Here is a 25461-nt window from a genome sequence, read left to right as displayed (position 1 = left end):
GTAATGCGCGGGCGGCACGGGTCAAGGCACAGCGGTGATATCGCTCTGCGCTGATCAGATACTGACAACAGAGGTAGTCTTGTTATGCCTGCACCGATTCGTTATGTACAGGACAGTGCGAATTTTCCCGATTCCGCCGATGTAGTGGTGATTGGCGCCGGTATCGCCGGAGCCGCCGCCACCTGGGAGCTGGCGAAGCAGGGACTGAAGGTCGTGCTAATCGAAAAAGGCCTGGTAGGGGCGGAGCAGTCGAGCCGTAACTGGGGCTGGTGTCGCCAGCAGAACCGTGATGAACGTGAATTGCCGCTGATTATTTATGCGCTGCAACGCTGGGGTGAGCTTAACGATGAAACCGGCGAAGAGCTGGGTTTCCGCCGCAGCGGGCTGGTCTACGCCACGCAGGAAGAGTCGGACATCGCGGCCTGGGATAAGTGGATCCAGATGGCAAAAGGCTATGGCGTGCGCAGTTCGATCCTCACGGCGGAGCAGGCCAAAGCGATGACGCCCGGCAGCACCACAAGCTGGCGGGGCGGTCTCTCAGCGCCTACCGACGGTCACGCCGAACCACGGCTGGCCGCGCCCGGGCTGGTGGCGGGCGCGCTGAAAAAAGGGGCGCTGCTGTTTCAGCAATGCGCGGTGCGCGGGCTGGATATCGCCGCCGGACAGGTCAGCGGCGTCTGGACCGAGCGCGGCCTGATCAAAACCAGCCGGGTGATCTGTGCCGCCGGGGCCTGGACCTCCATGTTTTGCCGTCGTCACGGTATCGATCTGCCGCTGGGCAACGTGATTGGTACCGCCTTCCGCACGCAGCCCATTGAGCAGGCGATTGCCATGCCACTCTACACACCTGGCTTTGCCTGTCGGCCACAGATGGACGGCAGTTACACCGTCTCCGTCTCGGGTCGCGGGCGTCTGGAACCGGGCGCGCAGGGGCTGCGCTATGCCCGCCAGTTCTATCCGACCTTTAAAAGCCGCCGCAAGAATCTCACCCTGAATCTTGGCCTGTCGCCGTTCTTCAATGGTCCGGAAGCGATGGGTGGCTGGGCATTTGACCGCGAGTCGCCGTTTGAGCGCATGCGCATTCTCGATCCGGCAGCCGATGCAACGATCGTGGAAGAGGGACTGGCGGCGATGCGGCGTGAATATCCGGCGCTGGCGAACCTGCGGCTGGCGCAGTCGTGGGGCGGCATGATTGACAGTACCCCGGACGCGATTCCGGTGATCTCCACCGTGGCGAAATTGCCGGGGCTGGTGCTCTCGGCGGGCTACAGCGCCCACGGCTTTGGTATCGGACCAGGTGCCGGACGACTGGCAGCCGATCTGGCGACCGAAGCCACGCCAGTCGTTGATCCCACCCCTTATCGCTACAGCCGTCTGGTTGACGGCAGCGGACTTGAAACGCCAGGCATGATGTAAGGAGACCTGCAATGAGCCTGAAAATACGCGCAATGACGCCGGACGATATCGACCCCTGTTTCACCTTAACGCAGGCACTGAAATGGCCCCATCGACGTGAAGACTGGCAGCTGGCGCTGCAGCTGGGCGAGGGTACGGTGATTGAAGAGCAGGGCAAGCTGATTGCGAGTGCGGTGCTCTGGCGCTGGGGCGAGCGCGCCGCCACGCTGGGGCTGGTGATCGTCGATAACCAGCAGCAGGGGCGTGGCCTTGGCAAACAGCTGATGCTGGCGCAACTGGAAAAACTGTCTGACTGTAACGTGCGTCTGCACGCCACCGAAATGGGCAAAGGTTTGTATGAAAAACTCGGGTTTGTCAGTTGCGGTGAAATTCGCCAGCACCAGACCCACGCTGTGACCACCCTTCCAGACGTCGTGATCCCGGCGGGACTGCAGCTGCGTCCGGCAACACTGGCCGATCACGCCACACTGGTGACGCTGGATCAGCAGGCGCACGGCATGCATCGTCCGGCACTGTTCGACCACCTGCTGCGCGACTGCCAGACGGTGCTGTTGCAGGATGATCATCAGCAAATTCAGGGCTTCGCCAGCCTGCGCCGCTTTGGTCACGGCTGGGCGATAGGCCCGATCATCGCGGGAGACTTCGCGGTAGCGCAGGCACTGGTCGCCACATTGATGCAGACGCTGCAGGGGGAGTTTCTCCGCATCGACACCGATGCCGCGCTGCCGATGGCCGCCTGGCTACAGAGCCTCGGCATCCCTCAGGTCGATGCGCCTGCGACTATGGTGCGCGGCACGCCCTGGACGCCGCAGGGTATGCAGGCATTTGGACTGATGACGCAGGCGATGGCCTGATGCATATCGTCTATAAATCGGAGCCGGAACGTGGCCGGATCTGGCAGCGCTGGCTGGCAGCGCATGCGCCTGACATTCAGCTGCATATCTGGCCTGAGACCGGCGAGCCAGAGCAGGTTGAGGCGCTGGTTGCCTGGCAGCCACCGGCTGACATCACCGCGCTCTTCCCCCGGCTGAAACTGCTGTTCTCCGTGGGTGCCGGGGCCGATCAGTTTGACCTTGGCGCGCTGCCGCCCGACCTGCCGGTGATCAGGATGATCGAGCCAGGCCTGACCCAGGGTATGGTGGAGTATGTCACCTTCGCGGTACTCGGCCTGCATCGCGACATGCCGCGCTATTTTCATCAGCAACGCCAGCAGCAGTGGCTGACACACGCGGTATTACCTGCCGCGCAGCGTCGGGTAGGCGTCATGGGGCTGGGCGAACTGGGCCAGGCCGCATTGCAACAGCTGGTGGCGCTGGGCTTTGACTGCGCTGGCTGGAGCCGCACACCGCGCCAGATTCCCGGCGTCCGCTGCTGGCACGGTGACGATCAGCTCGGGGCGTTTCTGGCGCACAGCGAGATTCTGGTCTGCCTGCTGCCGCTGACTGACACCACACAGGGTTTGCTTAACCGCACCCTGTTTAATCAGCTACCACAGGGCGCGGCGCTGGTGCAGGCCGGGCGCGGCCCCCAGCTGAATCAGGACGATCTGCTGCAGGCGCTGGAGAGCGGTCAGCTCCGTGCCGCCGTGATCGATGTGACCGACCCGGAGCCGTTACCGCCGGGTCATCCCTTCTGGCACCATCCCGCCATCTGGCTCACACCCCACATCGCCAGCCAGACGCAGAATGAGAGCGCCATTGCGGCACTGCTGGAAAATCTGCGGCGCCATCAGCGTGGCGAGCCGCTGCATGGTGAGATTGACCGTTCGCGAGGATATTAAGATGGAACATCTGGTGGCATTGCGCCGCGACCTGCATGCGCACCCGGAACTGGGCTTTCAGGAGCAGCGCACCAGCGACATCGTGGCGAACTTTCTGCAACAGCTGGGCATTGAGGTGCATCGCGGCATCGGTAAAACCGGCGTGGTCGGGATACTGAAAAAGGGCAGCAGTGAACGCATGATTGGCCTGCGGGCTGATATGGATGCGCTGCCGATGCAGGATCAGAGCGGCACCGACTGGCAAAGCCGCCTGGAGCAGGTGAGCCACGCCTGCGGCCACGACGGTCACACCGTGATGCTGCTGGGAGCCGCAGAAAAACTGGCGCGCGACGTCAGCTTTGATGGCAGCGTCTGCTTTATCTTCCAGCCCGCCGAAGAGGGGCTGGCGGGCGCAAAGGCGATGATTGACGATGGCCTCTTCAGCCGCTTTCCCTGCGAGGCGGTCTACGCCATCCACAACTGGCCGGAACTGCCGCTCGGCCAGGTACAGACCCGCCCTGGCGCGATCATGGCGGCGGCTGATCGTTTTGATATCCGGGTACTGGGCGGAGGCGGTCATGCCGCGCAGCCGCATCTGACGCGCGATACTCTGCTGGCGACCAGCGAGCTGGTGGTGCAGCTGAATACTCTGGTCTCACGCGCCCTGGATCCGTGCGAAACGGCGCTGCTCACCGTCACCCGGATGCAGGGCGGCTTTTCGCACAACATGATCCCGGCGGAGGCGAACATCACCGGCACGGTGCGCACTTTCAGCCCTGCAGCGCAGGCGACGATTGAAGCACGACTGCGTCAGATGGCGGAGCACATCACCGCCGCCCACGGTTTGCACGCAGAGGTCAGCTATCTGCGCTACTACCCGGCGACCCTGAACAGTAATGCTGAAGCGCAGTTTTGCCTGCAGGCGCTGACGCAGGCGGGCATTAAGGCTGAGGCCGCGCCCCAGCCCGCACTTACCTCAGAAGATTTTGCTTTTATGCTGCAGGCGCGGCCCGGTGCCTATCTGTGGCTGGGGTCGGCACCCTGCAAGCCGCTGCATCATGCTGCATACGACTTCAACGATGCGCTGATCCCGCATGGCGTTAACGTTTTTGTCACGCTGATTCGTCAGGCGCTGGCAGAGAAATTTCCCTGCTGAATGCCGCAGGATTTTGACAGGAAATGCCGCTGTCTGAGGAATTACGGCAGCGTGACAAACCAGCGGGTTGCGATACTTGAGCCAACCGAACGTTACGTGGATGAGGGTTTAAAATGCAGAATGTCATGGCAGAGCAGCAAGCATACTCCGATAACAGCCTGTTACTGGATGCACGCGAGCAGAACGTGCCGCGCGGCGTAGTTACCGCCCATCCGCTGGTGATCGAACGCGCCAGAGGCAGTGAAGTGTGGGACGTGGAGGGCAATCGCTATCTCGACTTTGTCGGCGGCATCGGGGTGCTGAATGTCGGCCACAATCACCCGGCGGTGGTCAATGCGGTGACCCGCCAGCTCGGTCTGGTGTCTCATGCCTGCTTTCAGGTGGTGGCCTATCCGGGCTACATCGAGCTGGCGCAGCGGCTGAACAAACTGGTGGGCGGCGATGAGGCGTACAAAAGCGTCTTCTTTACCAGCGGCGCCGAAGCGGTGGAAAATGCGGTGAAGATTGCCCGCTCACACACCCAGCGCTCTGGCATTATCGCTTTTGATGGTGCGTTTCATGGCCGCACCCTGCTGGGTATCACCCTGACCGGCATGTCCGCGCCTTACAAACAGAATTTTGGCCCGTTCCCCGGCGATATCTACCGTCTGCCCTTCCCGAACCCGCTGCACGGTATTACTGAAGCGGACTGCCTGAAAGCGCTGGATCAGCTGTTTGCGGTGCAGATCCTGCCGGAGCGGGTCGCGGCGATTATCATTGAGCCGGTTCAGGGTGACGGCGGCTTCCTGCCCGCTGGCCCGGCATTTATGCAGGCGCTGCGTCGCATCACCAGCCAGCACGGTATTCTGCTGATTTGTGATGAAATACAGTCCGGCTTCGGGCGTACCGGCACGATGTTCGCCTTCCAGCAACTGGGTATCAAACCCGATTTAGTCACGCTGGCGAAAAGCCTGGGCGGTGGTCTGCCGATTTCCGGTGTGTTGGGGCGTGCGGAGATCATGGATGCACCGACGCCTGGCGGGTTAGGCGGTACTTATGGCGGCAACGCACTGGCCTGTGCGGCGGCGCTGGCGGTACTCGATCTGTTTGAGCAGGAAAACCTGTTGCAGCGCTCCTGCCAGCTTGGTGAGCAACTCAATGCACGACTGCGGCAACTGGCGGATAAATATGCCTGCATCGGTGACGTCCGCGGCGTGGGCTTTATGCAGGCGGTGGAGATCCTCGATTTCGAAACCGGTCGCCCGGATGCGGCCTTAACCCAGAGGATCCTCGACAGCGCCTGCCAGGAAGGATTGCTGCTGATCAAATGCGGCCTGCATCGCAACACCATCCGTTTCCTGGCGCCGCTGGTCACTACCGACTCACAGCTGGAAGAGGCGCTGCATATCTTCGATATTGCGCTGGCCCGCGCCACAGGCCGGTTGGGGTAAAGTGCGATTCCTCATTGATATTGTTAAAGTAATTTGAAAATCTCCCGCTGGTATAACCACTGCGAAGCGCTGGCGCGTTTACGGTAAAGCGTGATATACCTTCGGGAGGTTCTGCACATTTAATTAAGCGTCTATCCCATCAGGCTATTTCATTTGTCAGTCTGAAACTGGTCAGTGCTTACAATCCTCACGTACGCCATGTACGCGCCGGTTGTTCCGCGCTGTCCGTCTCCAGACTGCCTGCAACAATGACGCCTGGCGGGACAGGCTCTGACAATGAGGGGGGTGCTATGAACGGCTTAATGAAACTCGACCGCATCGACATCAACATCCTGGTGCAACTCCAGAAAGATGGCCGTATCAGCAACGTTAACCTCGCCGACGCCGTAGGCCTTTCGCCCAGTCCCTGTCTGCAACGGGTCAAACGTCTGGAACAGGCCGGTTTTATCACCGGTTATGAAGCGCACATTAATCTCACCCGCATTACCGATTCGGTGACGGTCTTTACCGAAGTCACTCTGTCAGGCCATCGCCGCGAAGACTTTATGAAATTTGAAAGTGCGATGCGCGACGTCGATGAGCTGATGGAGTGCCATCTGATTACCGGCGGCTATGACTATTTGCTGCGCTTTATTACCCGCAGCATTGAACATTACCAGGAAGTGATTGAGAAGATGCTCGACGCTCAGATCGGCATCGATAAGTACTTCAGCTATATCGTGATCAAATCCCCGATCATGAAAAGCAGCGTGCCGTTGCGATCGCTGATCGGCAAGCACAATTCGGTGGAGTTCGGCGTGTAGCGGGCGGCCAGGCGTCGCCCTCGCCATGTCTACCGGTGGAGAGAGGGCCGTCACCTGCCTTGTTTCTGCTTACTCTTTCGCGATTCACCCCAGCCGCACTTTTGTTCGCCCATCCGCTTCACTTCTCCCGTTAATGTGCCAGACGCCCCCTCAGCATAAAATTTCTTCATGACGCAAAATTCAGTCGCAACAGCCGGTTCTGTGGCGCGCTACAGCCTCAACCGTTGGGCGAACCCTTTTACACTGTTTTCAACCGATACAAGGAGTTGTCATGGACTCATTGCAGATTGCTGACCAGCAGTGGCAGCGCGAGGCGTTCACTGTCTCCACCAGCCGCCAGCGGCTCGACCTGGCGTGGATCCACATCCAGCTGGTGGAGAAATCCTACTGGGCCAAAGGCCAGCCGCTGGCCAAAACCGTGCGGGCGATTGCCGGTTCGCTGCCGTTTGGCCTCTATCACCAGCAGAGCCAGATTGGCTTTGCCCGACTGATTACTGACTACACCCGGTTTGGCTGGCTGTGTGACGTAATGATTGATGAAAACTGGCGCGGTCACGGGCTGGGCAGCTGGCTGGCAACCTGCGTTCGTGAACACCCGGAGCTGCAAACGGTGCATCGCTGGATGCTCTCAACCCAGGATGCCCATCAGGTCTATCAGCGGCTCGGCTGGCGTGTGGTGCAGCATCCCGAGGCACTGATGGAATTTCCCCCTTCCTGACACTGGAGTTACCCCGATATGCGATACCGCGTTGGCGTGGATATTGGCGGATCCTTTACCGATTTCGCCGTGCTCGATCAGCAAACGAACCAGATTCACACCCTGAAAGTCCTGTCACGACCGGATCAGCCAGGCAGCGAAATCGTTACCGGGCTGGCGCAGTTTCAGCAGCATCAGGGTATTGACCCCGCTGAGATTGGCTACTTCACCCACGGCACCACGGTAGGCATTAATGCGGTGATCCAGCGGCGTGGCGTGCGGCTGGCACTGTTCGCCACGGAGGGCTTCTGCGATGTCCTGGAGCTGGCCCGGCTTAAAATCCCGCATATTCACGATCTTTTCTCCCGGCGTCCTGCTCCGCTGATCACCCGCGATCGGGTGTTTGCCATCCGTGAACGCAGTGACGCGCACGGCAACGTGCTGCACGCGCCTGATCGCCAGAGCGTGCTCGACGCAATCGCTCAGGCACGCGCGGCAGGCTGTCAGGGCATTGTGGTGTCGCTGCTGCACAGCTATCGCAACCGGCACAATGAAGCGGCGGTGAAGGCGATTATCGACGAGGTGGCACCCGAGCTGCTGACCTCCTGTTCCGCTGACATCTGGCCGATCATCCGTGAATATGAACGCACCATTACCGCCACCATTAATGCCTACGTGCAGCCGATGGTGATCCACTACCTGGAATCCTTTGAGCAGGCGCTGCAACGGCTCGGCGTCAGGCCGCCGCCACGCATCACCAAATCCAACGGCGGGGTGATGGGCGTCGATCAGGCGAAACGCGAATGCGTGCAGATGGTGCTCTCCGGCACCGCATCCGGGGTGATTGGTGCCAGCTATCTCGCCAGCGCCTGCGGTTTTGACAAAATCCTCAGCCTGGATATCGGCGGCACCAGCGCCGACGTGGCGGTGATCATCGACGGCAAAGTGGCGCAGGGCAACGGCGAAATTATCGGGGATTTCCCAATCTTTATTCCTTCTGTCGCCGTCACCTCGGTGGGTCAGGGCGGCGGCTCGCTGGCGTGGATCGATGGTCAGGGTGTGCTGCAGATGGGCCCGGACAGTGCCGGATCGCTGCCTGGCCCGGTCTGCTTCCAGCGCGGCGGCACGCAACCCACCGCCACCGATGCGTTCGCCGCCTGCGGCATGATGGGCCATGGCGCGCTGGGTTATAACGCCGTCACTGTTGATGTGGACGCCGCCTGCGCGGCCTGGCAGCCGCTGGCGGATGCGCTTGGCGTCACGTTGCAGGAAACGGCAGAGACCGCCATCCAGCTGGCGATCTCCAGCATGTACAGCGACACCAGCGGGCTGTTGTCGCGCTTTGGTCTCGATCCGCGTGAATTCTGGTTCCTCGCCTTTGGCGGAGCGGGTCCGATGATGGGCTGCTTTCTGGCCCGCGAACTGAATATGAAAGGGGTGATTGTGCCGCCGACGCCGGGCGTGCTGTCCGCGCTGGGCGGGCTGGTGGCGGACATTCGTAACGACTTTATCCGCACGCTCTACGGCGATCTGACACCCGCCCTGGCCGACACCCTGGCCAGTGAAGCCGAAGCATTACAGCAGCGCGCCTGTGGCTGGCTGGCCCAGGAGCACGGCAGCGATATGCCTTACAGCCTGCAGTTCAGCGCGGATATGCGCTATCGCGGTCAGTCGTTTGAGATCGACGTACCGCTGGAGGCGAACTGGCTGGCGCAGGCGGATTTCACTGCGCTGCATGACGCCTTTGATCGCCAGCACCAGCAGCTGTTTGGTCACTGTGACCCGCAGGCGCCGGTGCAGTTGATCAACCTGCGGCTGGTGATTGCATCACCGACGCCGAAACCGGTGATTAACCCACTGGCTCCGGCCACGGAACCGGTGCCGGTACTGAAACAGACCAGGGCGTGGATCGACGGCGGCTGGCATCAGGTTGATTTAGTGCTGCGTTCAGTGCTGCGTGCCGGACATCAGCTCAGTGGCCCGGTCATCATCGCCCAGGATGACTGCACCACCTGCGTGCCGCCCGGCATGGGCGTCACGGTCGATTCATTCGGTAATCTGCTGATCACGGCGAACGAGGCATAACATGGCGATTGATGGACGTAACTTACAGATCCTGGCGAACTACTGCGCCGCCGCTGCCGATGCGATGGCCTTTACGCTGATGCGCACAGCGCACTCCACCTTTGTTAAAGAGACGGAAGATTTCTCCTGCCAGATTGTCAGCCGCAGCGGCCTGGCGTTTGCCTCGCCGCGCAGCTTCGGCGCCCCCTGGTACAGCGGCATCGACTATGCGCCGGTGCTGGCACTGATTGAAGAGTACGCTGACGGCGACATCTGCATTACGAACGACGCCTACGCCGGCAACGTGGCGACCCACTCGCCCGATATCCATATCTGGAAACCGGTGTTCCACCAGGGTGAAATTGTCTGCTTCGTGGTGGGCCACATTCATAACACCGACGTCGGCGGCGCGGTGCCTGCCTCGCTGTCGCGCTCGCTGACCGATATCGTGCAGGAGGGGATTCGCATCCCGCCGCTGAAGATCATGCGGCAGGGTCAGCTCAACGAAGAGGTCGCCAGCATCATGCGGCTCAATGTGCGGGTGCCGGATCAGAACTGGGGCGATTTCAAAGCCCAGCTGGCGTCGGTGAACGTCGGCGAGCGTAAAATCCATGACATTATTGCCCGCTTTGGCATCGCCGATTTTTTGCAGGGCATTGAGGGCATTCTCGATTACGCCGAAGCGCAGGCGCGCAGCATTATCAAAACCATTCCCGACGGGGAATACTTCTATGCCGACTACGCCGATGAAGATGGCGAGGGCGGTTATCCCTGCCGTATCGCCATTACTCTGCGGGTGCAGGGCGATCAACTGGAGCTGGACTACACCGGCAGCGATCCGCAGCTGGCCTCGTCGCTGAATATGCCGACTGGCGGACGTGAGCGGCATCCGCTGGCGCTGGTGGGTGTTAACTATGCGCTCTCTACGCTGGACCGTTCACTGCTGCTTAACGCCGGTACGCTGCGACCCACTAGGGCAATCCTGCCGCCTGGCACGGTCATGAACTGTGAAGCGCCCGCAGCGGTAGGGATGCGCTCCCTGACCTGTGCACTGTCGCAGATTGCCACTATCGGCGTCTTCTCGCTGGCGATGCCGGAGCGTTTGCCCGCGAATTCACCGGGCGGCAACTCAATCATGAACATTCGTACCCAGACGCAGAATCGCAGTGTGGTCGCCTCGCTGGGTCCGGTGGGCGGCGGCGCGGGCGGCACGCCGCGTCACGATGGGCCTGACGGCTCCGGCGGTCTTTCAGCCTTTCTGAAAAACACCCCGATTGAGATCAACGAAGCGGAAGTGCCGATCCGCTTTCATCGCTACGGACTGGCTCAGGACAGCGCCGGAGCCGGTCGCTATCGCGGCGGTTTAGCCACCGAAATGGCATTTGAGATTTTCTCGCCCAATACCACCATTACCGCGCGCAACCGTAACCGATCGGTGTTTGCCTCGGCGGGCGTCGTCGGCGGCCAGAGTGGGGCGCTCTCTTACTTCCGTACCCGGCGTGACGGTGAGGTCATCAATCACGGTAACACTGATGTGATCCACTGCCTGCCGGGTGACGTGGTCGAAGTGCGCGGACCCGGCGCGGGCGGTTATGGCCTGCCAACACAGCGCGATGCCGACGCGGTGATGCAGGATGTGCGCTGCGGTTATCTCAGCGTCGCGGCAGCCAGGACGCAGTATGGCGTGGTGGTAGTTGATCACCACGTGGATCGGGCAGCAACGGAGCGCCTGCGCGCCACAATGCCGCAGCAGGCTGCGCACCATTTTGAGCACGGCGAAGCACGGAGTCGCTTCGAAACGCTCTGGACGCCACAGCGTTATCAGTTACTGACCGCCTTTCTGGCAAGCGCGCCGGTGAGCTGGCGTCACTTCCTGAAAACCCAGGTATTCCGGGTAGTGGCAGAGATAGGCGAAACGGCGGATATGGAACAAATATTCAGTGATTTGCGTCAGCGATACCCGGCAATGGCGAACAATTAACGGCGATTGCCCATCGTCTACTACGCTTTAAGTCTGCATGGACTACAAGGGGAAACGCGACGATGAGCATGAAAACCAGTGATTTTTTTGTCCAGCGCCTGAAAGAGTGGGGCGTCACACGCATCTATGGCTATCCGGGAGATGGCATCAATGGGGTGCTGGGCGCCATTCAGCGTGCTAACGCCAAAGGCGACGGCATCGAATTTATTCAGGTACGCCACGAAGAGATGGCGGCCTTTATGGCGGCCGGACACGCCAAATTCACCGGTGAGCTGGGCGTCTGCCTCTCTACCGGCGGGCCCGGCGCGACCCATCTGCTGACGGGACTCTATGACGCCAAAATGGATCATGCCCCGGTGCTGGCGATTGCCGGACAGGCGGAAGCGACCGCGCGCGGTTCCAGTTATCAGCAGGAGATGAACCTGGATCGCATCTTCTCGGACGTTGCCAACTTCGTTCAGGAAGCCTCGACTTCGACCCAGGTGCGCCATCTGCTCGACCGGGGCGTGCGCATCGCCAAAGCGCAAAACGGCGTGGCGGTGATCATCATCCCTAAAGATATTCAGGATGAAGAGTGGCAGCCGCCGCAGCATCTGCACGGTTTTACCCATTCCGGCAGCGGCTATCAGCGTCCCAAAGTGATCCCTTATGAAGCGGATCTGCAACGCGCCGCTGAGGTGCTGAACGCCGGCAAAAAAGTGGCGATTCTGATTGGCGCAGGCGCACGTAACGCCGCCGTCGAGGTGGTACAGGTCGCCAATGTGCTGGGTGCGGGCGTGGCAAAAGCGCTGCTGGGCAAAGATGTGCTGCCGGACGATGCGCCGTTTGTGACCGGTTCGATTGGCCTGCTGGGCACGAAGCCCTCATCCGATTTAATGCAGAACTGCGACACCCTGCTGATGATCGGCAGCGGCTTCCCGTGGACGGAGTTCCTGCCGGAAGAGGGCAAGGCGCGTGCGGTGCAGATAGACATCGATCCCGCCATGCTCGGCCTGCGCTATCCCAGCGAAGTGAATCTTCATGGCGATGCGGCTGAAACCCTGCGCGCCCTGCTGCCGCTGCTGGAGCACAAAGAGGATCGCAGCTGGCAGGAAGATATCGCGCTTCAGGTGCGCGACTGGTGGACGCTGATGGAAGAGCGCGCCATGGCACCCGCTAATCCGGTCAACCCGCAGCGGGTGGTGTGGGAGATGTCGCCACAACTGCCGGATAACGCCATTGTCACCTCGGACTCTGGTTCCTGTGCCAACTGGTTCGCCCGCGACTATCGGGTTAAGCAGGGTCAGCGCGCCTCGCTTTCCGGCGGTCTGGCCTGTATGGGCGCGGCGGTGCCTTATGCGATTGCCGCAAAATTTGCCCACCCCGACAAACCGGTGGTGGCGCTGGTGGGTGACGGTGCGATGCAGATGAACAACATGGCGGAGCTGATCACCATCCAGAAATACTGGCAGCAGTGGGCCGATCCACGCCTGATCGTCTGCGTGTTCAACAACCAGGATCTCAATCAGGTCACCTGGGAGCAGCGGGTCATGGAGGGGAATCCCCGCTTTGACGCCTCGCAGCAACTGCCGGATGTGAAGTATGCCGAGTTTGCGCAGTCGCTGGGAATGGTCGGTATTTTTGTCGATAATCCTGACGATCTGGCGGCGGCATGGCAGCGTGCGCTCAGCGCCGATCGCCCGGTATTGCTGGAGGTGAAAACCGATCCGGAAGTTGCCCCGTTACCGCCGCACATCACCTTTAAACAGGCGAAAGCCTTTATGGCGTCGATGGTGAAAGGCGATCGCGGTGCGGCACAGATCATCAGCGACACCGCCAGCCAGCTGTTCAATAAAAAGCATTAAGGGCTAAGTGGGGCGGTCGCGCCTCGCTAACCTTAAATCCCGGATGCACTCGCGTCCGGGTCTCCAGTCACTTCATCATCATCAACGGGAGTCTTACCATGACTGCTCACTCCAGCCCTGTCTGGTTAATATCGGGATGTTCGACCGGATTTGGTCGTGAACTGGCGCAGCAGACCATCGCGCGTGGTTTTAAGGTCGTCGTGACGGCACGTGATACCTCTTCCATTGCCGATCTGGTTGAGGGACACGACAACGCGCTTGCAGTAGCGCTGGATGTGACCCACCAGGCGAGCATCGACCAGGCCGTCAAAACGGCACTCGACACGTTCGGCACCATTGATGTGCTGGTCAACAACGCCGGTTACGGCTATCAGAGCTCGGTGGAAGAGGGTGTGGAAAGCGAAATCCGCGCGCAGTTTGATGCCAACGTCTTTGGCCTGTTTGCCCTGACCCGCGCCGTGCTGCCCGCGATGAGAAAGGCGCGCAGCGGCCACGTCATCAACATTACCTCGGTGGCAGGCTTAATTGGCTTTGCCAGTTCAGGCTACTACTCTGCCAGCAAACATGCGGTGGAAGGCTGGTCAGATTCGCTGGCGCTGGAAGCGGGACCGCTGGGCATTCGCGTTACCTGTGTCGAGCCAGGTCCGTTCCGCACCGACTGGGCGGGACGCTCCCTGCATCAGACGCCGAGCACGCTGCCAGACTATGCAGAGACTGCAGCCGCACGGATGAAAGCCACCGCCGAATACAGCGGCACGCAGAAGGGCGATCCGGCGCGGGCCGCCACGGCAATGATCGCCATCACTGAGCATGACAACCCGCCACGCCATCTGGTGATGGGCGCCTGGGGCCATGATGCCGTGACCAGTAAGCTTAAAGAGCGGCTGGCTGAGATCGAAGCGTGGAAACAGACGTCGGTGGAGACGGATTTTCCGGAGTAGAGGTGAGTTGCGGGTGGCGGAAAGCCGTCTGCGAGTGAGCCAGAAGCTGATAAAAATACGAAAGGCCCGTTATCGGGCCTTTAAGCGTTAAGCGCTGATCTTAGCTTTCTGCATTTCGCGCGCATTCAGCTCTTTCAACTTGCGGCGTAACAGGGCAGACGACGAGCGTTTTTTCCTCTGAGCTAACTGGGCTTTAATGGCGGGCAGATCGGGTCTGGCCAGCCATTCAGCAATCAATAGTGCCCTTAACTCCTTATACCTGGTTTCGACCGGAGCCAAAGGGGTTGTTTCATCGTGTTTATTGTAAAACGACATAGCAAGCTCTCCCTGTAGTCACTACTTTATAAGCCCGGAAACAGTCCGGGATTAAAGGTTGCGGCGCTTTCTTTGGCAACCCTGTCCGGCGATTGTAGCGTAGTTCATTTTTTAACCCAAGCAAAGCATCGTAGATCTCCTCAAGGGGTGTCGGGCGATTGCGGTCAACGATCTCTCCTGATGCAGCCTGGAAAACAAAACCGCCTATAAAGAAGCTTTCATGGTGTGCCATTAACGCCAGGAGTACGCTTTTGAAAACGACAGCACTGCCTAATCCTGCAAAGCTGATATGGCGGAAATCGCCCAGGCACTCCAGACCATCGAACACGTCAAAACAGACTTCAGCCAGCCCGTTAACCGGAAAGGCGATACCGGGTGGCATCCGGTATCCGATACGGTTAAAGGTCTGTTCATCTATCCGGTCGCCAACGATGACGGTGTAAGTCTCATTACCGACAACAAACACGTAGCTGTGATAAACCTGACGATCATAAATGAATCTTTTTCGTCTGATTTCGTAGTTTTCGAGATAAATATCTTCCTCAATGCGCACTTATCATCCCTGCAGGCTGCATGTGAATCTTTAAGCCGTGATTTTTCAGTGCCTGCTCAGACCGGTCAAACATCCCTGGTAAAAATGTGGTTATTCATTCCAGCATATCGGCCGCTGTTGCTGATTACCGACATCGTTTTGTAAACCAGCCCGCAAACCATTCAGCTATTACGCCCCCTTATCGCGCAGCCCTGCGCCATCATCGTGCTGGAAAAATAAACAGTCGCCTGCACCTGGCATCATAAGAATTCGATCTTGTATCCCAGCCCGTATTCCATCTGGCATCCCCACCTCAGACCGGTTGATTCACCGCTAACTGGCACGCTTCATGCACTAGCTGACAGGTACACTTTTGGCGAGGTAACCCATGTTTGACTCCTTATTAGACGAAGATGCCACCACGATGGCCGCTCTGATTCGCAGCGGGGACGTGTCGGCGTGCGAGCTGACCGTGGCGGCGCTGGCCCGGATGGAACAGCGGGAACCGGCGATACAGGCTTTTTGTACTCCGACGCCTGAACTGGCGCTGGCACAGGCCAGAGCCGTGGATGCCCGACGGGCACGCGGAGAAACACTGGGCGCGCTGGCGGGCGTACCGCTGGCGGTGAAGGATTTAATCTGCACCGCAAACGTCAGAACCACCTCCGGTTCGGTGGCGTACAAAGATTTCGTGCCGGAAGATGATGACATTACGGTGGAACGGTTGCTGGCCGCCGACGCCATTCTGCTTGGCAAAACCACCGCACCGGAGTTTGGCTACAGCGGGGTCGGGCACAATCCGCTGTTTCCGTCGCCACGGAATCCCTGGGATTTGAGCATGACGCCAGGAGGGTCCAGCGCTGGTTCGGGTGCGGCGGTGGCGGCGCGGCTCTGCCCGATTGCACTGGGCAGCGACGGCGGCGGGTCGGTACGCATTCCGGCGGCGCACTGCGGTATTTTCGGCTTCAAGGCGTCGATGGGCCGGGTGCCGCTCTGGCCCGGCTGTCGTGATGAACGCTACCCCGGCGTGTCGAGCTGGGAGTCACTGGAGCACATCGGTCCGATGACGCGCAGCGTGCGCGATGCCGCGCTGATGATGTCGCTGATGGCCGGACCGGATATGCGCGATCGCCACTCGATTCCCTGCAGCGATGTCGACTGGCTGGGTGCGCCACACCATCTGCCAGGCAAACGGCGCATCGCCTTCAGCGCGGATTTTGGCTATGTGGCCGTTGACCCGGAAGTGCGGGCAGTGGTCAGCGCGGCGGTGCAGCGTTTTGCCGCTGAAATCGGTGCTGAACTGGAACTGGCCGATCCGGGCTTCCCTGATCCGTCGGCGGCCTTTGGCGCGCTGGTGGCGATGGAGAGCGATCTCACCGGTATGCGCCGGATGCTGGCGGAGCAGGGCAGCGAGATGTCGCCGCATCTGGTCGCCATGCTGCAGCGCGAATGGCGGGCGGAAAACTTCACCGATGCCATCACCACCCGAAAAGCGGTCAGCAACTGCCTGTGGCGCTTTATGCAGCGCTTTGACCTGCTGATTACCCCGACGCTGGCGGTACCGCCGTTTCCGCTGGGGATGCAGGGACCGGAGATCATTGATGGCCGCATGGTCCGCAGCGATCACTGGCTCTCGTTCTGCTACCCGTTCAACTTCACCGGTCAGCCCGCCGCGTCCGTGCCCGCCGGTTTTACCGCCAGCGGCTTGCCCGTCGGTCTGCAGATTGTCGGACGTCATCTTGATGATGCCTTAGTGCTGGCTGCCAGTGCCGCTTTCGAGCGCATTCAGCCGTGGAATCACCTTCAACCCGGAATCGCCCAATGAAAACGTCTACTACGCCTGCGCTGGAGCAGGAGTTTGAACATGAGCCGGTACCGCTGTCGCACCGTCATTCTACCCGCTCCGTCTCGGCCGTCTGGTTTGGATTTCCGATGATCCTCACCAATGCGCTGTTTGGTGGCATCATTACCTGGCATCTGGGGTTCTGGCCTGCGCTGATCGCCATTCTGCTGGGAAACCTGGTGCTGTTCGCCTATGTCGGCGCGCTGAGCTGGTACGCCGGTAACAGCGGAATGAATTTCGCCCTGCAGGCCAGACGCACCTTTGGCAGCAAAGGCTACATCCTGGTCTCGGGTTTTCTCTCGACGGTGGTGATCGGCTGGTATGCCTTCCAGACCGGCCTTACCGGCACGGTCATTAATCAGACCTTTGGCTGGAATGCGCTGGCGGTGACGGCCTTTGCCATGATCCTCTATACCGGCATCACGTTCCTGGGCGTGCGGGCGCTGTCGGTGCTGGGGATGATCGCCGCGCCGCTGTTTGTGGTGCTGGGAATGGTGGCGCTGTGGCTGATTAGCAAACAGCACGACTTCTCCGTGGTGACGCAGTGGAAGGGCAGCGCCAGCGTAGCCGGTGCAATGAGTATGGGCACCGCCGTCACCATGGTGGTGGCCGGTTTTGCTGACTCCGGCACCATGACCGCTGACTTTACCCGCTGGTCGAAGAATGGCCGTTCGGCGGTGATCGCCGCGTTCTCTGCCTTCCCGGTCGCCAATGTTATCTCCTATCTGTTTGGTGTAGTGATTGTGGCCGTGGGCGCCGCGGTTGATCCGCTGACCAATGGCGGTAACTTCCTGCCGATGCTGATGGGGCACAGCGCCTTTTTGTCGGTAGTGGCCTGCCTGTTTGTCTTTATCAATCTCGGATCGGTCTGCACACACTGCCTCTATAACGGGGCGGTGGGCTTCAGTCATCTGTTCAGCAGTAAAATGCGGCTCTGGACGCTGATCCTGGGTGCCATTGGCGGCGTGCTGGCGCTGGCGGGCGTCTGGTCTTACTTCCTGGAGTGGCTCAGCCTGCTCGGCATTGTGGTGCCGCCGTTTGGTGCGGTGATGATCGTGGATTTAATTTTTATGGCGCGCATCAGCGAACAGCGTCCGGCGCAGCGTTTTCGTGGTACTGCGTTTGCCGCCTGGGCGATTGGCAGCCTGTGTGCGGTGATCGCCCACGTCGCTTTCCCTCAATTTGGTGAAGCGGTTATTGGTCTGGTGACCGCCACCATCAGCTACAGCGTGATCAGCAAAATGCGCATGCCGCGCCCGGTAATGGAGAACAGCAATGTCCGACTATAGCGTTAATTCAACCCCCTACGCCTGGCCGTTTGACGGCACTTTTACACCGGCTGACACCGCGCTGATCGTGATTGATATGCAGACCGACTTCTGCGGCGTGGGCGGCTATGTCGACAGCATGGGCTATGACGTGAGTCTGACCCGCGCGCCCATCGCACCGTTGCAGCAGGTGCTGGCGGCGATGCGTGCCCGGCAGTTTCCGGTTATTCATACCCGCGAAGGGCACCGGCCCGATCTCAGTGATTTGCCCGCCAACAAACGCTGGCGCTCGCGACGGATGAACGCCGGGATCGGGGATGAGGGACCGTGCGGCCGTATTCTGGTGCGCGGTGAACCGGGCTGGGAGATTATCCCGGAGCTGGCACCGCTGCCGGGTGAGGTGGTGATTGATAAGCCGGGTAAGGGATCGTTTTATGCCACCGATCTGGAGCTGATATTGCGCAGTCGCGGCATCCGTAATCTGATCCTCACCGGCATTACCACCGACGTCTGCGTCCACACCACGCTGCGCGAAGCCAACGATCGCGGCTTTGAGTGCCTGGTGCTGTCTGATTGCTGTGCTGCGACCGAGCAGCATCATCATGAGGCGGCGCTGAGCATGATCCATATGCAGGGCGGCATCTTTGGCGCGGTCGCCCATTCTGCCGCGCTGCTGGATAGCCTGGGGGTTTAATTTCCCGCAACAACGGGTGAAGGGTGATGTTGATCTTCTGATCTCAGATGCATCACGCAGCCAGAAAGCCTGAGCACAGAGCTGCGCTCAGGCTTTCCACATCAGTATCACTCATGCTGCGCATTGTCTGGCGCAATCGTTTTCATCAGCGCCGCGAGCTGATCGGCGGGCACTGCCTGACTGAACAGATAGCCCTGCAACTGATTACAGCCTGCATCTGCCAGCGCAGACATCTGTCCTGGCGTCTCGACGCCTTCTGCTGTCACCATCAGACCCATGGCATGACCCAGTTTCACCACCGATTCAACAATCGCCACTGAATTTTCCGCCACGCCCAGCGACTGGGTGAATGAGCGATCGATTTTGATTTTATCCACCGGAAAGTTGCTGAGATAGTTCAGGCTGGAGTAACCGGTGCCAAAGTCATCCAGCGCAATCCGGAAGCCCGCGTCACGCAGCTCCACAATAATGGCGCGTGCTTCACGTTCATCTTCGATTAACACCCCTTCGGTGATCTCCAGTTCCAGGCGCTTCGGATCGCCGCCGTTCTGGCTGACAATCGCCATCACCCGCTCAACAAAGCCGGTAGAGCGGAACTGCACCGGCGAGACGTTGACCGCCACCAGCAGCTCGGGAAAACGTTGCTGAGTGACGCAGGCTTCAGCCAGCACCCATTCGCCCAGCGGAATAATCAGGCCGGTCTCTTCGGCAATCGCGATAAATTCACCGGGCGCAATCAGGCCGCGGGCTGGATGGTGCCAGCGCAGCAGCGCTTCGATGCCCACCATCTGCTGACCGCCAATATCCATCAGCGGCTGATACCACACCTCCAGCCCCTGATGGGTATGCAGCGCCGTACGCAGGTCGGCAGCGATGGTCTGTCGGGTCCGCACCGACTCATCCATCGCCCGTTCAAACTGACGATACGTGCCGCGCCCGCCGCTTTTGGCCTCATACAGCGCAATATCCGCTTTGCGCATCAGTTCCAGCCGATCAACCCCATCTTTGGGTGCCAGCGCCAGTCCGATACTGGCACCACTCCAGACATCGCTGCCAAACAGCGTAAAAGGCTCACTCAGTTCGTCGATAATGCGCTGTGCCAGGCTATGCACCTGGCCGATATTATCGACATCTGGCATCACCACGATAAATTCATCACCGCCGATGCGTCCTACCGTATCGCTGGCCCGCACGATACGGCTCAGGCGCTGTGCGACCGCGATGATCAGTTCATCTCCGGCATGATGACCGTGAGTGTCGTTGATGGTTTTAAAGCGGTCGAGGTCGATGAGCAGCAGCGCCACCCGCTGATCGTGGCGCGTCGCCAGAGCCAGCGCCTGGGTTAAGCGGTCTTCGACCAGTGCGCGGTTCGGCAGGCCGGTCAGCACATCATGAAACGCCAGATGCTGTGCCTGAGCCTCCGACGCGCCGAGCCTGAGCATGGATTGCGAGAGGTTCACCGAGGAGTTCCAGAGTCGCCGCACCATATAAAGGCAGAGCAGGGATATCGCCAGTACCGCCAGCCCGGTAGATGGCCCGATGGTGCGCAGCATCTGCGCACCGGGACGGGAGGGGATCCAGTTCAGATAGCCAACCGCCTCGCCCGCCTGCGCGATCAACAAATAGCGTGCACCGGTTCCCGGCTGTGGCGTGCCGTCGGAGAAGTGCAGCCCCTGCAGCTGATTGCGTTCCGCCAGACCCGCCAGATAGCCGTCATCAAGAAATTTCAGGCTCACCAGCCGGAAACGCGGCAGGGCATTATCATCCCGCTGGATGTTACCCACTGCCAGCGCGGCGGCACGGTTTGTCACACGGGCATAATCCGCGTTATCGTGGCGCGCCGGATCGTTGACCAGCGGACTTTGCAGCACCTCACCAATCAGCGGGTCATTTTCAGGGGCGGAGACCGGCTGGCCTTCGCGCCAGACTCTGACGATCTGATTTTGCTGGTCCAGCACCAGAATCAGCTGATGGCCGAACATCTCATACAGCCACAGCCCAATGTTCTCATCCAGCCACCTGCTGCTGTTGCCCTCTGCCAGATGCTGCTCAAAGGGTCCCCAGCGCGACAGGCTATGCAGCTGGCGCAGATGCTCATTCAGACTCTGTGAAAAAGAGGCTTCAATCATCCGTTGCTGCTGATGGCGGGCCTCCGTATTGGTGAGTGAGGTACCAACAAAGAGCGCAGCGCCTGCACCTACAAACGTCAGCAATAAGATAGCGACCAGCGGCACCAGGACTTCACGCAGGAAACTGCGACGAAAATCAGAGGAAAGTTTAAGGGTGTTAATCATATTGTTGTTTTTCTCAGCAGCAGGGGAACAGCTTAAAAATTAGCAGATTGCACAAAAACGTCACGCAAAGCGTTACGCTTAGTGATTCTGGCAACGTTTTTGTTGCCGGATGGCCAGGGCAGCCTAAATAATGGGGAGTGAAAAAGTGTCCGTGTTGTATCAGATATTTTAATGGGGTTAGCTGGCTGGACGGTGACATGAGGGCCAACATTCGGCCTCTGTATCAGTAGCCATAAGGCTGGCGCGCGACAGCCTCTCTGGACGCATCACCGTGCATTTCCTGTTAACTTCGCCGCGATGGTTCATACTCATGTGCGCTGATTGTGTTACGAACGGATAGCCGTGAAGACAACGGTTACTGAGTTTGTCACTTATCTGACAGCCTGAGGTTGTCAGCTTACTATAAGGGAAAATAATGCCATTGTTATTCGGTGAGTTATCTGGTTTCCCGTCATGGGTGCCTGTTGTATTACTCGTCTCGCTCTCTTTTGTGCTGGGATTTCTGGCCCGCCTTATCCTGCTCCGGTTCATCCGCTACTGGCAGATTCGTGACAGAAAACTGTTTAAATCCCTTGAGAAGCATCTTAGCGGCTCGATGTTCTTTTTTATTCCGTTATTAATGATTAATGTCGGCGTTAATTACATCGATTTCCAACCGGAATCTCTCTCTTTAATCACCAATATTATCAATGTCTTTATTATTATGTCATTTTGCTCGGTCTTAATCCGGCTGACCAATGTGGCGCAGGATATGCTTTATATCCGCTATGACATTAATATTTCCAATAACCTTCGTGCGCGTAAAATTCGCACGCAGATTATCTATGTCAAAAAAGTGGTTATTGTCATCCTGGTTCTGTTCTGTGTTTCGCTGATTCTGCTCAGCTTCCCTGGCGTCCGGAAATTCGGCACCACCATTCTGGCCGGTGCGGGTGTTGCCGGTATCATTATTGGTTTTGCGCTGCAAAAGTCGCTGGTCAATCTTTTCGCCGGTATTCAGATCGCCTTTACCCAGCCTATTAAAATTGATGATGCGGTAGTGGTAGAAAAAGAGTGGGGCTGGATTGAGGAGATCAACCTGACCTATGTGGTGGTGCGCATCTGGGATTTGCGTCGGCTGGTGTTGCCGATCACCTACTTTACCGAAAACCCGTTTCAGAACTGGACGCGCAATAACGCCCAGATCTTAGGCTCGGTGTTCCTTTACGTGGATTACTCCATGCCGCTGGAGCCGCTGCGCAAGCATTTTGAAAAGGTGCTGAGCGAAACCAAGCTTTGGGATCAGGAAACGTCTGTGCTACAGGTGACCGACACCACCGAGAAAACCATGACCATCAGGATGCTGATGACCGCGCAGAACTCCCCGATCGCCTTTGATTTACGCTGTTACGTGCGTGAAAAAATGATTGAGTTTATTCAGCAGAATTACCCGGAAAGCCTGCCGCAGGTGAGAGCGTCACTGACGGATACCGGGCGTGAGAAGGTGGGAATAGGGACGGCAGAATAGGGGCAAGCTGGGAGCGGCAGTTTGAGAGGGTGTGTGCATCCTGATGGCTGTCGCTCCGTTGTTCTTTCAGGGCAGGCGATGGTGTCTTTGTCCGCATGGTGTCTGAAGCGGACATAATTGTTTTGGCCATCTTCTGGTAGGCCCGATGTCTGCAGAAGAAGCTGCAGACATCAGCCTGACTCAGTTAAAAGCTCACCCACGGATCGCTTGAAACTTTTTCTTTTACCTGAACAGACAGTATGGCCGGGGAGCGTAAGTCTGTCACGACCGCACCAGTCTGCAACCTGAACCGGCTGGTAATCGCACTTAACGATTTAACCTGTTCCTCCAGTACACCCGTAGCAGCAGCAGAAGCCTGAACCAGCGTGGCGTTCTGTTGAGTCACACTGTCCATTTCGGTTACAGCCGTGCCGATCTGATTTATTCCCTTACTCTGTTCAGAAGACGCCGCCGCAATCTCTCCCAGCAGCGAGGTCACGCCGGTCACATCGCTGATAATTTTTTCTGTTGTCAGCGAAACCTGAGCCACTTTCTGCTCACCCAGACCGACGTTCAGATTGGATTCAGCAATTAACTTTTCAATTTCCCGCGCAGACTGTGTGCTGCGTTGTGCAAGCGTGCGAACTTCGTTAGCAACCACAGCAAAACCGCGACCCTGGTCGCCTGCACGTGCTGCTTCTACCGCTGCGTTCAGTGCCAGAATGTTTGTCTGAAAGGCAATGCTGTTTATTACGGAGGTAATTTCACTGATGGCCATTGCGCTGGTTTTGATGTCTGCCATCGTGCGCACCACTTCCCGCATTGCCGCGCCGCATTCCGAAGCGGTTCCGGAAGCCGCAGAGGCCGCGTCGCTGGCGACTGAGGCATTACCGGCGTTGAGTGAGACAGTAGACGAGAGCTCCTCCATGCTCGCCGCGGTCTCTTCGAGCGCTGCCGCCTGTTGCTCCGTGCGGCTGGAAAGACTGTGGTTGCCGTCGCTTATCTGCGTGGTAACGCGAGCCACTTCGCTTACGCCATTGACGATTTCACTGACCATCGTTTTCAGGCCAAGCTGCATATTTTCAAGCCCCTGCAGAAGCCTGCCCATTTCATCGTTGCGGAGATTGTGGAACTCCGATGTCAGATCGCCGGCACCAATGGCTGCCGTTACTTCGCCAGCACGACGCAGGGGCTTGATCAGCACATTTTTCAGTACCACCGCCACAATGACTGAAGCCAGGATAAAGAGTATGACCGACACACCCGCAGCAACATAAGCAATGTGCGTATCGGTATCGGCCTGTTGGGTGATGTTTACGGCTGACTGTTTATGTATGGCAATAACCTTGTCCAGCGGAACGCGGTAAGCCTCATCAAGTGCCACGACTTTTGTACCAGCAAGCATCAGAAAAGCGGGTACATCCCTTTTCTGCAGCGCGGTGAAAAGGGCACCAACGCCTTGCTGAGTGTAATCGTTGTAGCGTGCGGCCAGCTCCCGTGACAGTTCCGCTTCACCGGCCATTTTTGGTGCAGCCTGATAGGCCTGCATAAAGCGCAAGCCGCCATCATAGTAAAATCTGGCCTGGGCCAGCGCGGCATTAAACGCCTCTGGATTGCTGCCGTCAGCATAAGGAACAGCGGCCAGCAGTGTGGTGCGAGCGGCACGTATCCAGTTCGTCGTGTCAGCGACGCCAAGGGTTGCAGAAACTTCATGGTTGAGATTTTTGAGAGACTCCGCACTGCGATTCAGATAGATCACACTCAGCAATGAAGAAGCAAGAAAGACAAAAAACAGAAACAGTCCGGATAACGTCAGGATCGTGGTGAGACGTGTATTTTTCAGCATGGCAGTAAAGCTCCAGGTAAGATGTCTTACGATTATCGGCCTGGAGCAGCCAGAGATTACTCACGGTTATTAACCAACGGCAGTGCAAAAATCGCGCATAAATTTAAGAAGGCAGGCTTCAGTAAAAATAAAATGACAATTTAAAATTATGATGTTGAATCAGATGGTTTATTTATTTTTTAAGGTTTTGAATATTCAGATTAACTTAAAAAATAGTGGAAAATTACAATGTTAATTTGAGAGGGAATGATGGAATACCATCAAAAGGGCATCAGAATTTTGCCAGCCGGGATGCTTTTTGATTCAATTATCTGCGACTTCTACTCTTTTTCAGTTTTTGAAAAAGCCTTTGGGACATGATCAACTGTTCAGGAATTACGTCCGTTTTCTCTCATTGAGTACCTGAGCCTGGTTACCTCATTAATCCTCTCCAGAACGTGCTGATATTGCCGCTTAAGCTGAGGGAATAGCGTGGCTACTTCTGTTTTACCGGTTTTAATCCCTGAGGGTAGGGCAACATGCAGCCTCAGGTTAAAACATTTATTGCCGTTAAGGGTGCGGGCTAAACGCGGTCAGGGCTAAATGCTCTTCTGGAGGATGATATCAACGCACTCAGCAGGCGATAATTCCGCGGTATCTAATTGCAGATGCTCTCTGCTCCACGGTTCATAAACACGATCCACAACGGCGTGCCAGTCAGGCACTTTTAAGCCAGGGATATCTGAGATTCTGTTCTCTACACGGGCACGATGCTGTTCTGGATCAGAACAGAGGATTTCTATCTCCAGAAAGGGAACACCTGATGATAGTGCGATATCACGAAAACTATCACGTACCAGGTTAAGGTCATTCACCGAGTCAGTGATAACAGGTAATCCCAGTCTGAGATTGTCCCGCGCAAGCTCATAAAGGATGAAATAGCCTTCAGGGCCAATATCCCTGAAAGCTGCTGAACTATTACGCAGAGCCTGTTCGATCGTATCGACGCGTAAATACACCGCTTTTAATTTTTCAGATAACATTTTAGCGATAGTGCTTTTTCCGCAACCCGGAAGGCCACTAAAGATGTAGAGCATAACGACTCCTGTTTTA

Annotated in this window: 20 protein-coding genes; 15 read left to right on the top strand and 5 right to left on the bottom strand. The window is 58.2% G+C overall.

Annotated features, from left to right (window positions below):
* The first annotated feature begins 84 nt into the window (after positions 1-84).
* The 11 genes from HFD87_RS10780 to HFD87_RS10730 all read left to right on the top strand — a co-directional run bounded on the left by HFD87_RS10780 (position 85) and on the right by HFD87_RS10730 (position 14091).
* Positions 85-1416, top strand: coding sequence for an FAD-binding oxidoreductase (locus tag HFD87_RS10780; RefSeq protein ID WP_033767690.1), 1332 nt, complete (start codon positions 85-87; stop codon positions 1414-1416).
* A gap of 11 nt (positions 1417-1427) precedes the next feature.
* A complete protein-coding gene (locus HFD87_RS10775; RefSeq protein WP_167423404.1) occupies positions 1428-2270 on the top strand; it encodes a GNAT family N-acetyltransferase in 843 nt (280 codons plus the stop codon).
* Complete coding sequence (locus HFD87_RS10770; protein ID WP_167423403.1) at positions 2270-3196, top strand: glyoxylate/hydroxypyruvate reductase A; 927 nt, start codon at positions 2270-2272, stop codon at positions 3194-3196. Before HFD87_RS10775 ends, HFD87_RS10770 begins: the two co-directional genes overlap by 1 nt.
* Before the next feature lies 1 nt (position 3197).
* Positions 3198-4331 carry a M20 aminoacylase family protein gene (locus HFD87_RS10765; protein ID WP_033778890.1) on the top strand — a complete coding sequence of 378 codons (1134 nt, stop codon included), beginning with the start codon at positions 3198-3200 and terminating at the stop codon, positions 4329-4331.
* 113 nt (positions 4332-4444) lie between these two features.
* Positions 4445-5761: a 4-aminobutyrate--2-oxoglutarate transaminase gene (gabT, locus tag HFD87_RS10760; protein ID WP_167423402.1), complete on the top strand. Its 1317-nt coding sequence runs from the start codon at positions 4445-4447 to the stop codon at positions 5759-5761.
* Positions 5762-6051: 290 nt separating this feature from the next.
* On the top strand, positions 6052-6564 hold the full coding sequence (locus HFD87_RS10755) for an Lrp/AsnC family transcriptional regulator (RefSeq protein ID WP_010247853.1): 513 nt from the start codon (positions 6052-6054) through the stop codon (positions 6562-6564).
* 271 nt (positions 6565-6835) lie between these two features.
* Positions 6836-7282, top strand: a complete 447-nt coding sequence (locus tag HFD87_RS10750) for a GNAT family N-acetyltransferase (protein WP_167423401.1) — start codon at positions 6836-6838, stop codon at positions 7280-7282.
* Between the two features lie 18 nt (positions 7283-7300).
* Positions 7301-9346, top strand: a complete 2046-nt coding sequence (locus HFD87_RS10745) for a hydantoinase/oxoprolinase family protein (RefSeq protein WP_167423400.1) — start codon at positions 7301-7303, stop codon at positions 9344-9346.
* Between the two features lies 1 nt (position 9347).
* A complete protein-coding gene (locus tag HFD87_RS10740) occupies positions 9348-11306 on the top strand; it encodes a hydantoinase B/oxoprolinase family protein (protein ID WP_167423399.1) in 1959 nt (652 codons plus the stop codon).
* A 62-nt stretch (positions 11307-11368) separates the two neighbouring features.
* Complete coding sequence (locus tag HFD87_RS10735) at positions 11369-13150, top strand: thiamine pyrophosphate-requiring protein (RefSeq protein WP_033767679.1); 1782 nt, start codon at positions 11369-11371, stop codon at positions 13148-13150.
* Between the two features lie 98 nt (positions 13151-13248).
* Positions 13249-14091, top strand: a complete 843-nt coding sequence (locus HFD87_RS10730; RefSeq protein WP_010247836.1) for an oxidoreductase — start codon at positions 13249-13251, stop codon at positions 14089-14091.
* Between the two features lie 87 nt (positions 14092-14178).
* On the opposite strand, the gene HFD87_RS10725 is transcribed toward HFD87_RS10730, so the two are convergent.
* On the bottom strand, positions 14179-14406 hold the full coding sequence (locus HFD87_RS10725; protein ID WP_029519618.1) for a hypothetical protein: 228 nt from the start codon (positions 14404-14406) through the stop codon (positions 14179-14181).
* Positions 14390-14959 (bottom strand): hypothetical protein, encoded by a 570-nt coding sequence (locus HFD87_RS10720; protein ID WP_033772110.1) that lies wholly within the window; start codon positions 14957-14959, stop codon positions 14390-14392. Before HFD87_RS10720 ends, HFD87_RS10725 begins: the two co-directional genes overlap by 17 nt.
* Before the next feature lie 367 nt (positions 14960-15326).
* Here HFD87_RS10720 and HFD87_RS10715 point away from each other — a divergent pair, with 367 nt between their 5' ends.
* The 3 genes from HFD87_RS10715 to HFD87_RS10705 are packed head-to-tail and all read left to right on the top strand — an operon-like array spanning position 15327 to position 18743.
* Positions 15327-16763 (top strand): amidase, encoded by a 1437-nt coding sequence (locus HFD87_RS10715; RefSeq protein ID WP_167423398.1) that lies wholly within the window; start codon positions 15327-15329, stop codon positions 16761-16763.
* Entirely contained in the window at positions 16760-18070 is a 1311-nt protein-coding gene (locus HFD87_RS10710; protein ID WP_167423397.1) for a cytosine permease, read from the top strand. Before HFD87_RS10715 ends, HFD87_RS10710 begins: the two co-directional genes overlap by 4 nt.
* Positions 18057-18743, top strand: coding sequence for a cysteine hydrolase family protein (locus HFD87_RS10705; RefSeq protein WP_033772104.1), 687 nt, complete (start codon positions 18057-18059; stop codon positions 18741-18743). Before HFD87_RS10710 ends, HFD87_RS10705 begins: the two co-directional genes overlap by 14 nt.
* A 107-nt stretch (positions 18744-18850) precedes the next feature.
* Here the strand turns inward: HFD87_RS10705 and HFD87_RS10700 are convergent, their stop codons facing one another.
* Entirely contained in the window at positions 18851-21037 is a 2187-nt protein-coding gene (locus tag HFD87_RS10700) for a bifunctional diguanylate cyclase/phosphodiesterase (protein ID WP_167423396.1), read from the bottom strand.
* 415 nt (positions 21038-21452) lie between these two features.
* Between HFD87_RS10700 and HFD87_RS10695 the strand changes: the two genes are divergently transcribed.
* The gene (locus HFD87_RS10695) at positions 21453-22544 is read left to right on the top strand and encodes a mechanosensitive ion channel family protein (RefSeq protein WP_033758264.1); all 1092 of its coding nucleotides are present in this window, start codon (positions 21453-21455) and stop codon (positions 22542-22544) included.
* A gap of 184 nt (positions 22545-22728) precedes the next feature.
* Here the strand turns inward: HFD87_RS10695 and HFD87_RS10690 are convergent, their stop codons facing one another.
* Both HFD87_RS10690 and HFD87_RS10685 read right to left on the bottom strand, forming a co-directional pair.
* A complete protein-coding gene (locus HFD87_RS10690) occupies positions 22729-24369 on the bottom strand; it encodes a methyl-accepting chemotaxis protein (RefSeq protein ID WP_010247812.1) in 1641 nt (546 codons plus the stop codon).
* 578 nt (positions 24370-24947) lie between these two features.
* Complete coding sequence (locus HFD87_RS10685; RefSeq protein ID WP_167423395.1) at positions 24948-25445, bottom strand: AAA family ATPase; 498 nt, start codon at positions 25443-25445, stop codon at positions 24948-24950.
* Positions 25446-25461 lie beyond the last annotated feature (16 nt).

It is taken from the genome of Pantoea sp. EKM21T (assembly GCF_011800405.1).
Classification (GTDB): domain Bacteria; phylum Pseudomonadota; class Gammaproteobacteria; order Enterobacterales; family Enterobacteriaceae; genus Pantoea; species Pantoea agglomerans.
The sequence above is the reverse complement of the archived record's forward strand: the minus strand, read 5'-3'. Positions and strand labels throughout refer to the sequence as shown.

Bases quoted from the DNA above. Each gene is read 5' to 3' on its own strand.
- HFD87_RS10780 (WP_033767690.1), top strand. From the start codon at position 85: ATGCCTGCACCGATTCGTTATGTACAGGACAGTGCGAATTTTCCCGAT.
- HFD87_RS10775 (WP_167423404.1), top strand. From the start codon at position 1,428: ATGAGCCTGAAAATACGCGCAATGACGCCGGACGATATCGACCCCTGT.
- HFD87_RS10770 (WP_167423403.1), top strand. From the start codon at position 2,270: ATGCATATCGTCTATAAATCGGAGCCGGAACGTGGCCGGATCTGGCAG.
- HFD87_RS10765 (WP_033778890.1), top strand. From the start codon at position 3,198: ATGGAACATCTGGTGGCATTGCGCCGCGACCTGCATGCGCACCCGGAA.
- gabT (WP_167423402.1), top strand. From the start codon at position 4,445: ATGCAGAATGTCATGGCAGAGCAGCAAGCATACTCCGATAACAGCCTG.
- HFD87_RS10755 (WP_010247853.1), top strand. From the start codon at position 6,052: ATGAACGGCTTAATGAAACTCGACCGCATCGACATCAACATCCTGGTG.
- HFD87_RS10750 (WP_167423401.1), top strand. From the start codon at position 6,836: ATGGACTCATTGCAGATTGCTGACCAGCAGTGGCAGCGCGAGGCGTTC.
- HFD87_RS10745 (WP_167423400.1), top strand. From the start codon at position 7,301: ATGCGATACCGCGTTGGCGTGGATATTGGCGGATCCTTTACCGATTTC.
- HFD87_RS10740 (WP_167423399.1), top strand. From the start codon at position 9,348: ATGGCGATTGATGGACGTAACTTACAGATCCTGGCGAACTACTGCGCC.
- HFD87_RS10735 (WP_033767679.1), top strand. From the start codon at position 11,369: ATGAGCATGAAAACCAGTGATTTTTTTGTCCAGCGCCTGAAAGAGTGG.
- HFD87_RS10730 (WP_010247836.1), top strand. From the start codon at position 13,249: ATGACTGCTCACTCCAGCCCTGTCTGGTTAATATCGGGATGTTCGACC.
- HFD87_RS10725 (WP_029519618.1), bottom strand. From the start codon at position 14,406: ATGTCGTTTTACAATAAACACGATGAAACAACCCCTTTGGCTCCGGTC.
- HFD87_RS10715 (WP_167423398.1), top strand. From the start codon at position 15,327: ATGTTTGACTCCTTATTAGACGAAGATGCCACCACGATGGCCGCTCTG.
- HFD87_RS10710 (WP_167423397.1), top strand. From the start codon at position 16,760: ATGAAAACGTCTACTACGCCTGCGCTGGAGCAGGAGTTTGAACATGAG.
- HFD87_RS10705 (WP_033772104.1), top strand. From the start codon at position 18,057: ATGTCCGACTATAGCGTTAATTCAACCCCCTACGCCTGGCCGTTTGAC.
- HFD87_RS10700 (WP_167423396.1), bottom strand. From the start codon at position 21,037: ATGATTAACACCCTTAAACTTTCCTCTGATTTTCGTCGCAGTTTCCTG.
- HFD87_RS10695 (WP_033758264.1), top strand. From the start codon at position 21,453: ATGCCATTGTTATTCGGTGAGTTATCTGGTTTCCCGTCATGGGTGCCT.
- HFD87_RS10690 (WP_010247812.1), bottom strand. From the start codon at position 24,369: ATGCTGAAAAATACACGTCTCACCACGATCCTGACGTTATCCGGACTG.
- HFD87_RS10685 (WP_167423395.1), bottom strand. From the start codon at position 25,445: ATGCTCTACATCTTTAGTGGCCTTCCGGGTTGCGGAAAAAGCACTATC.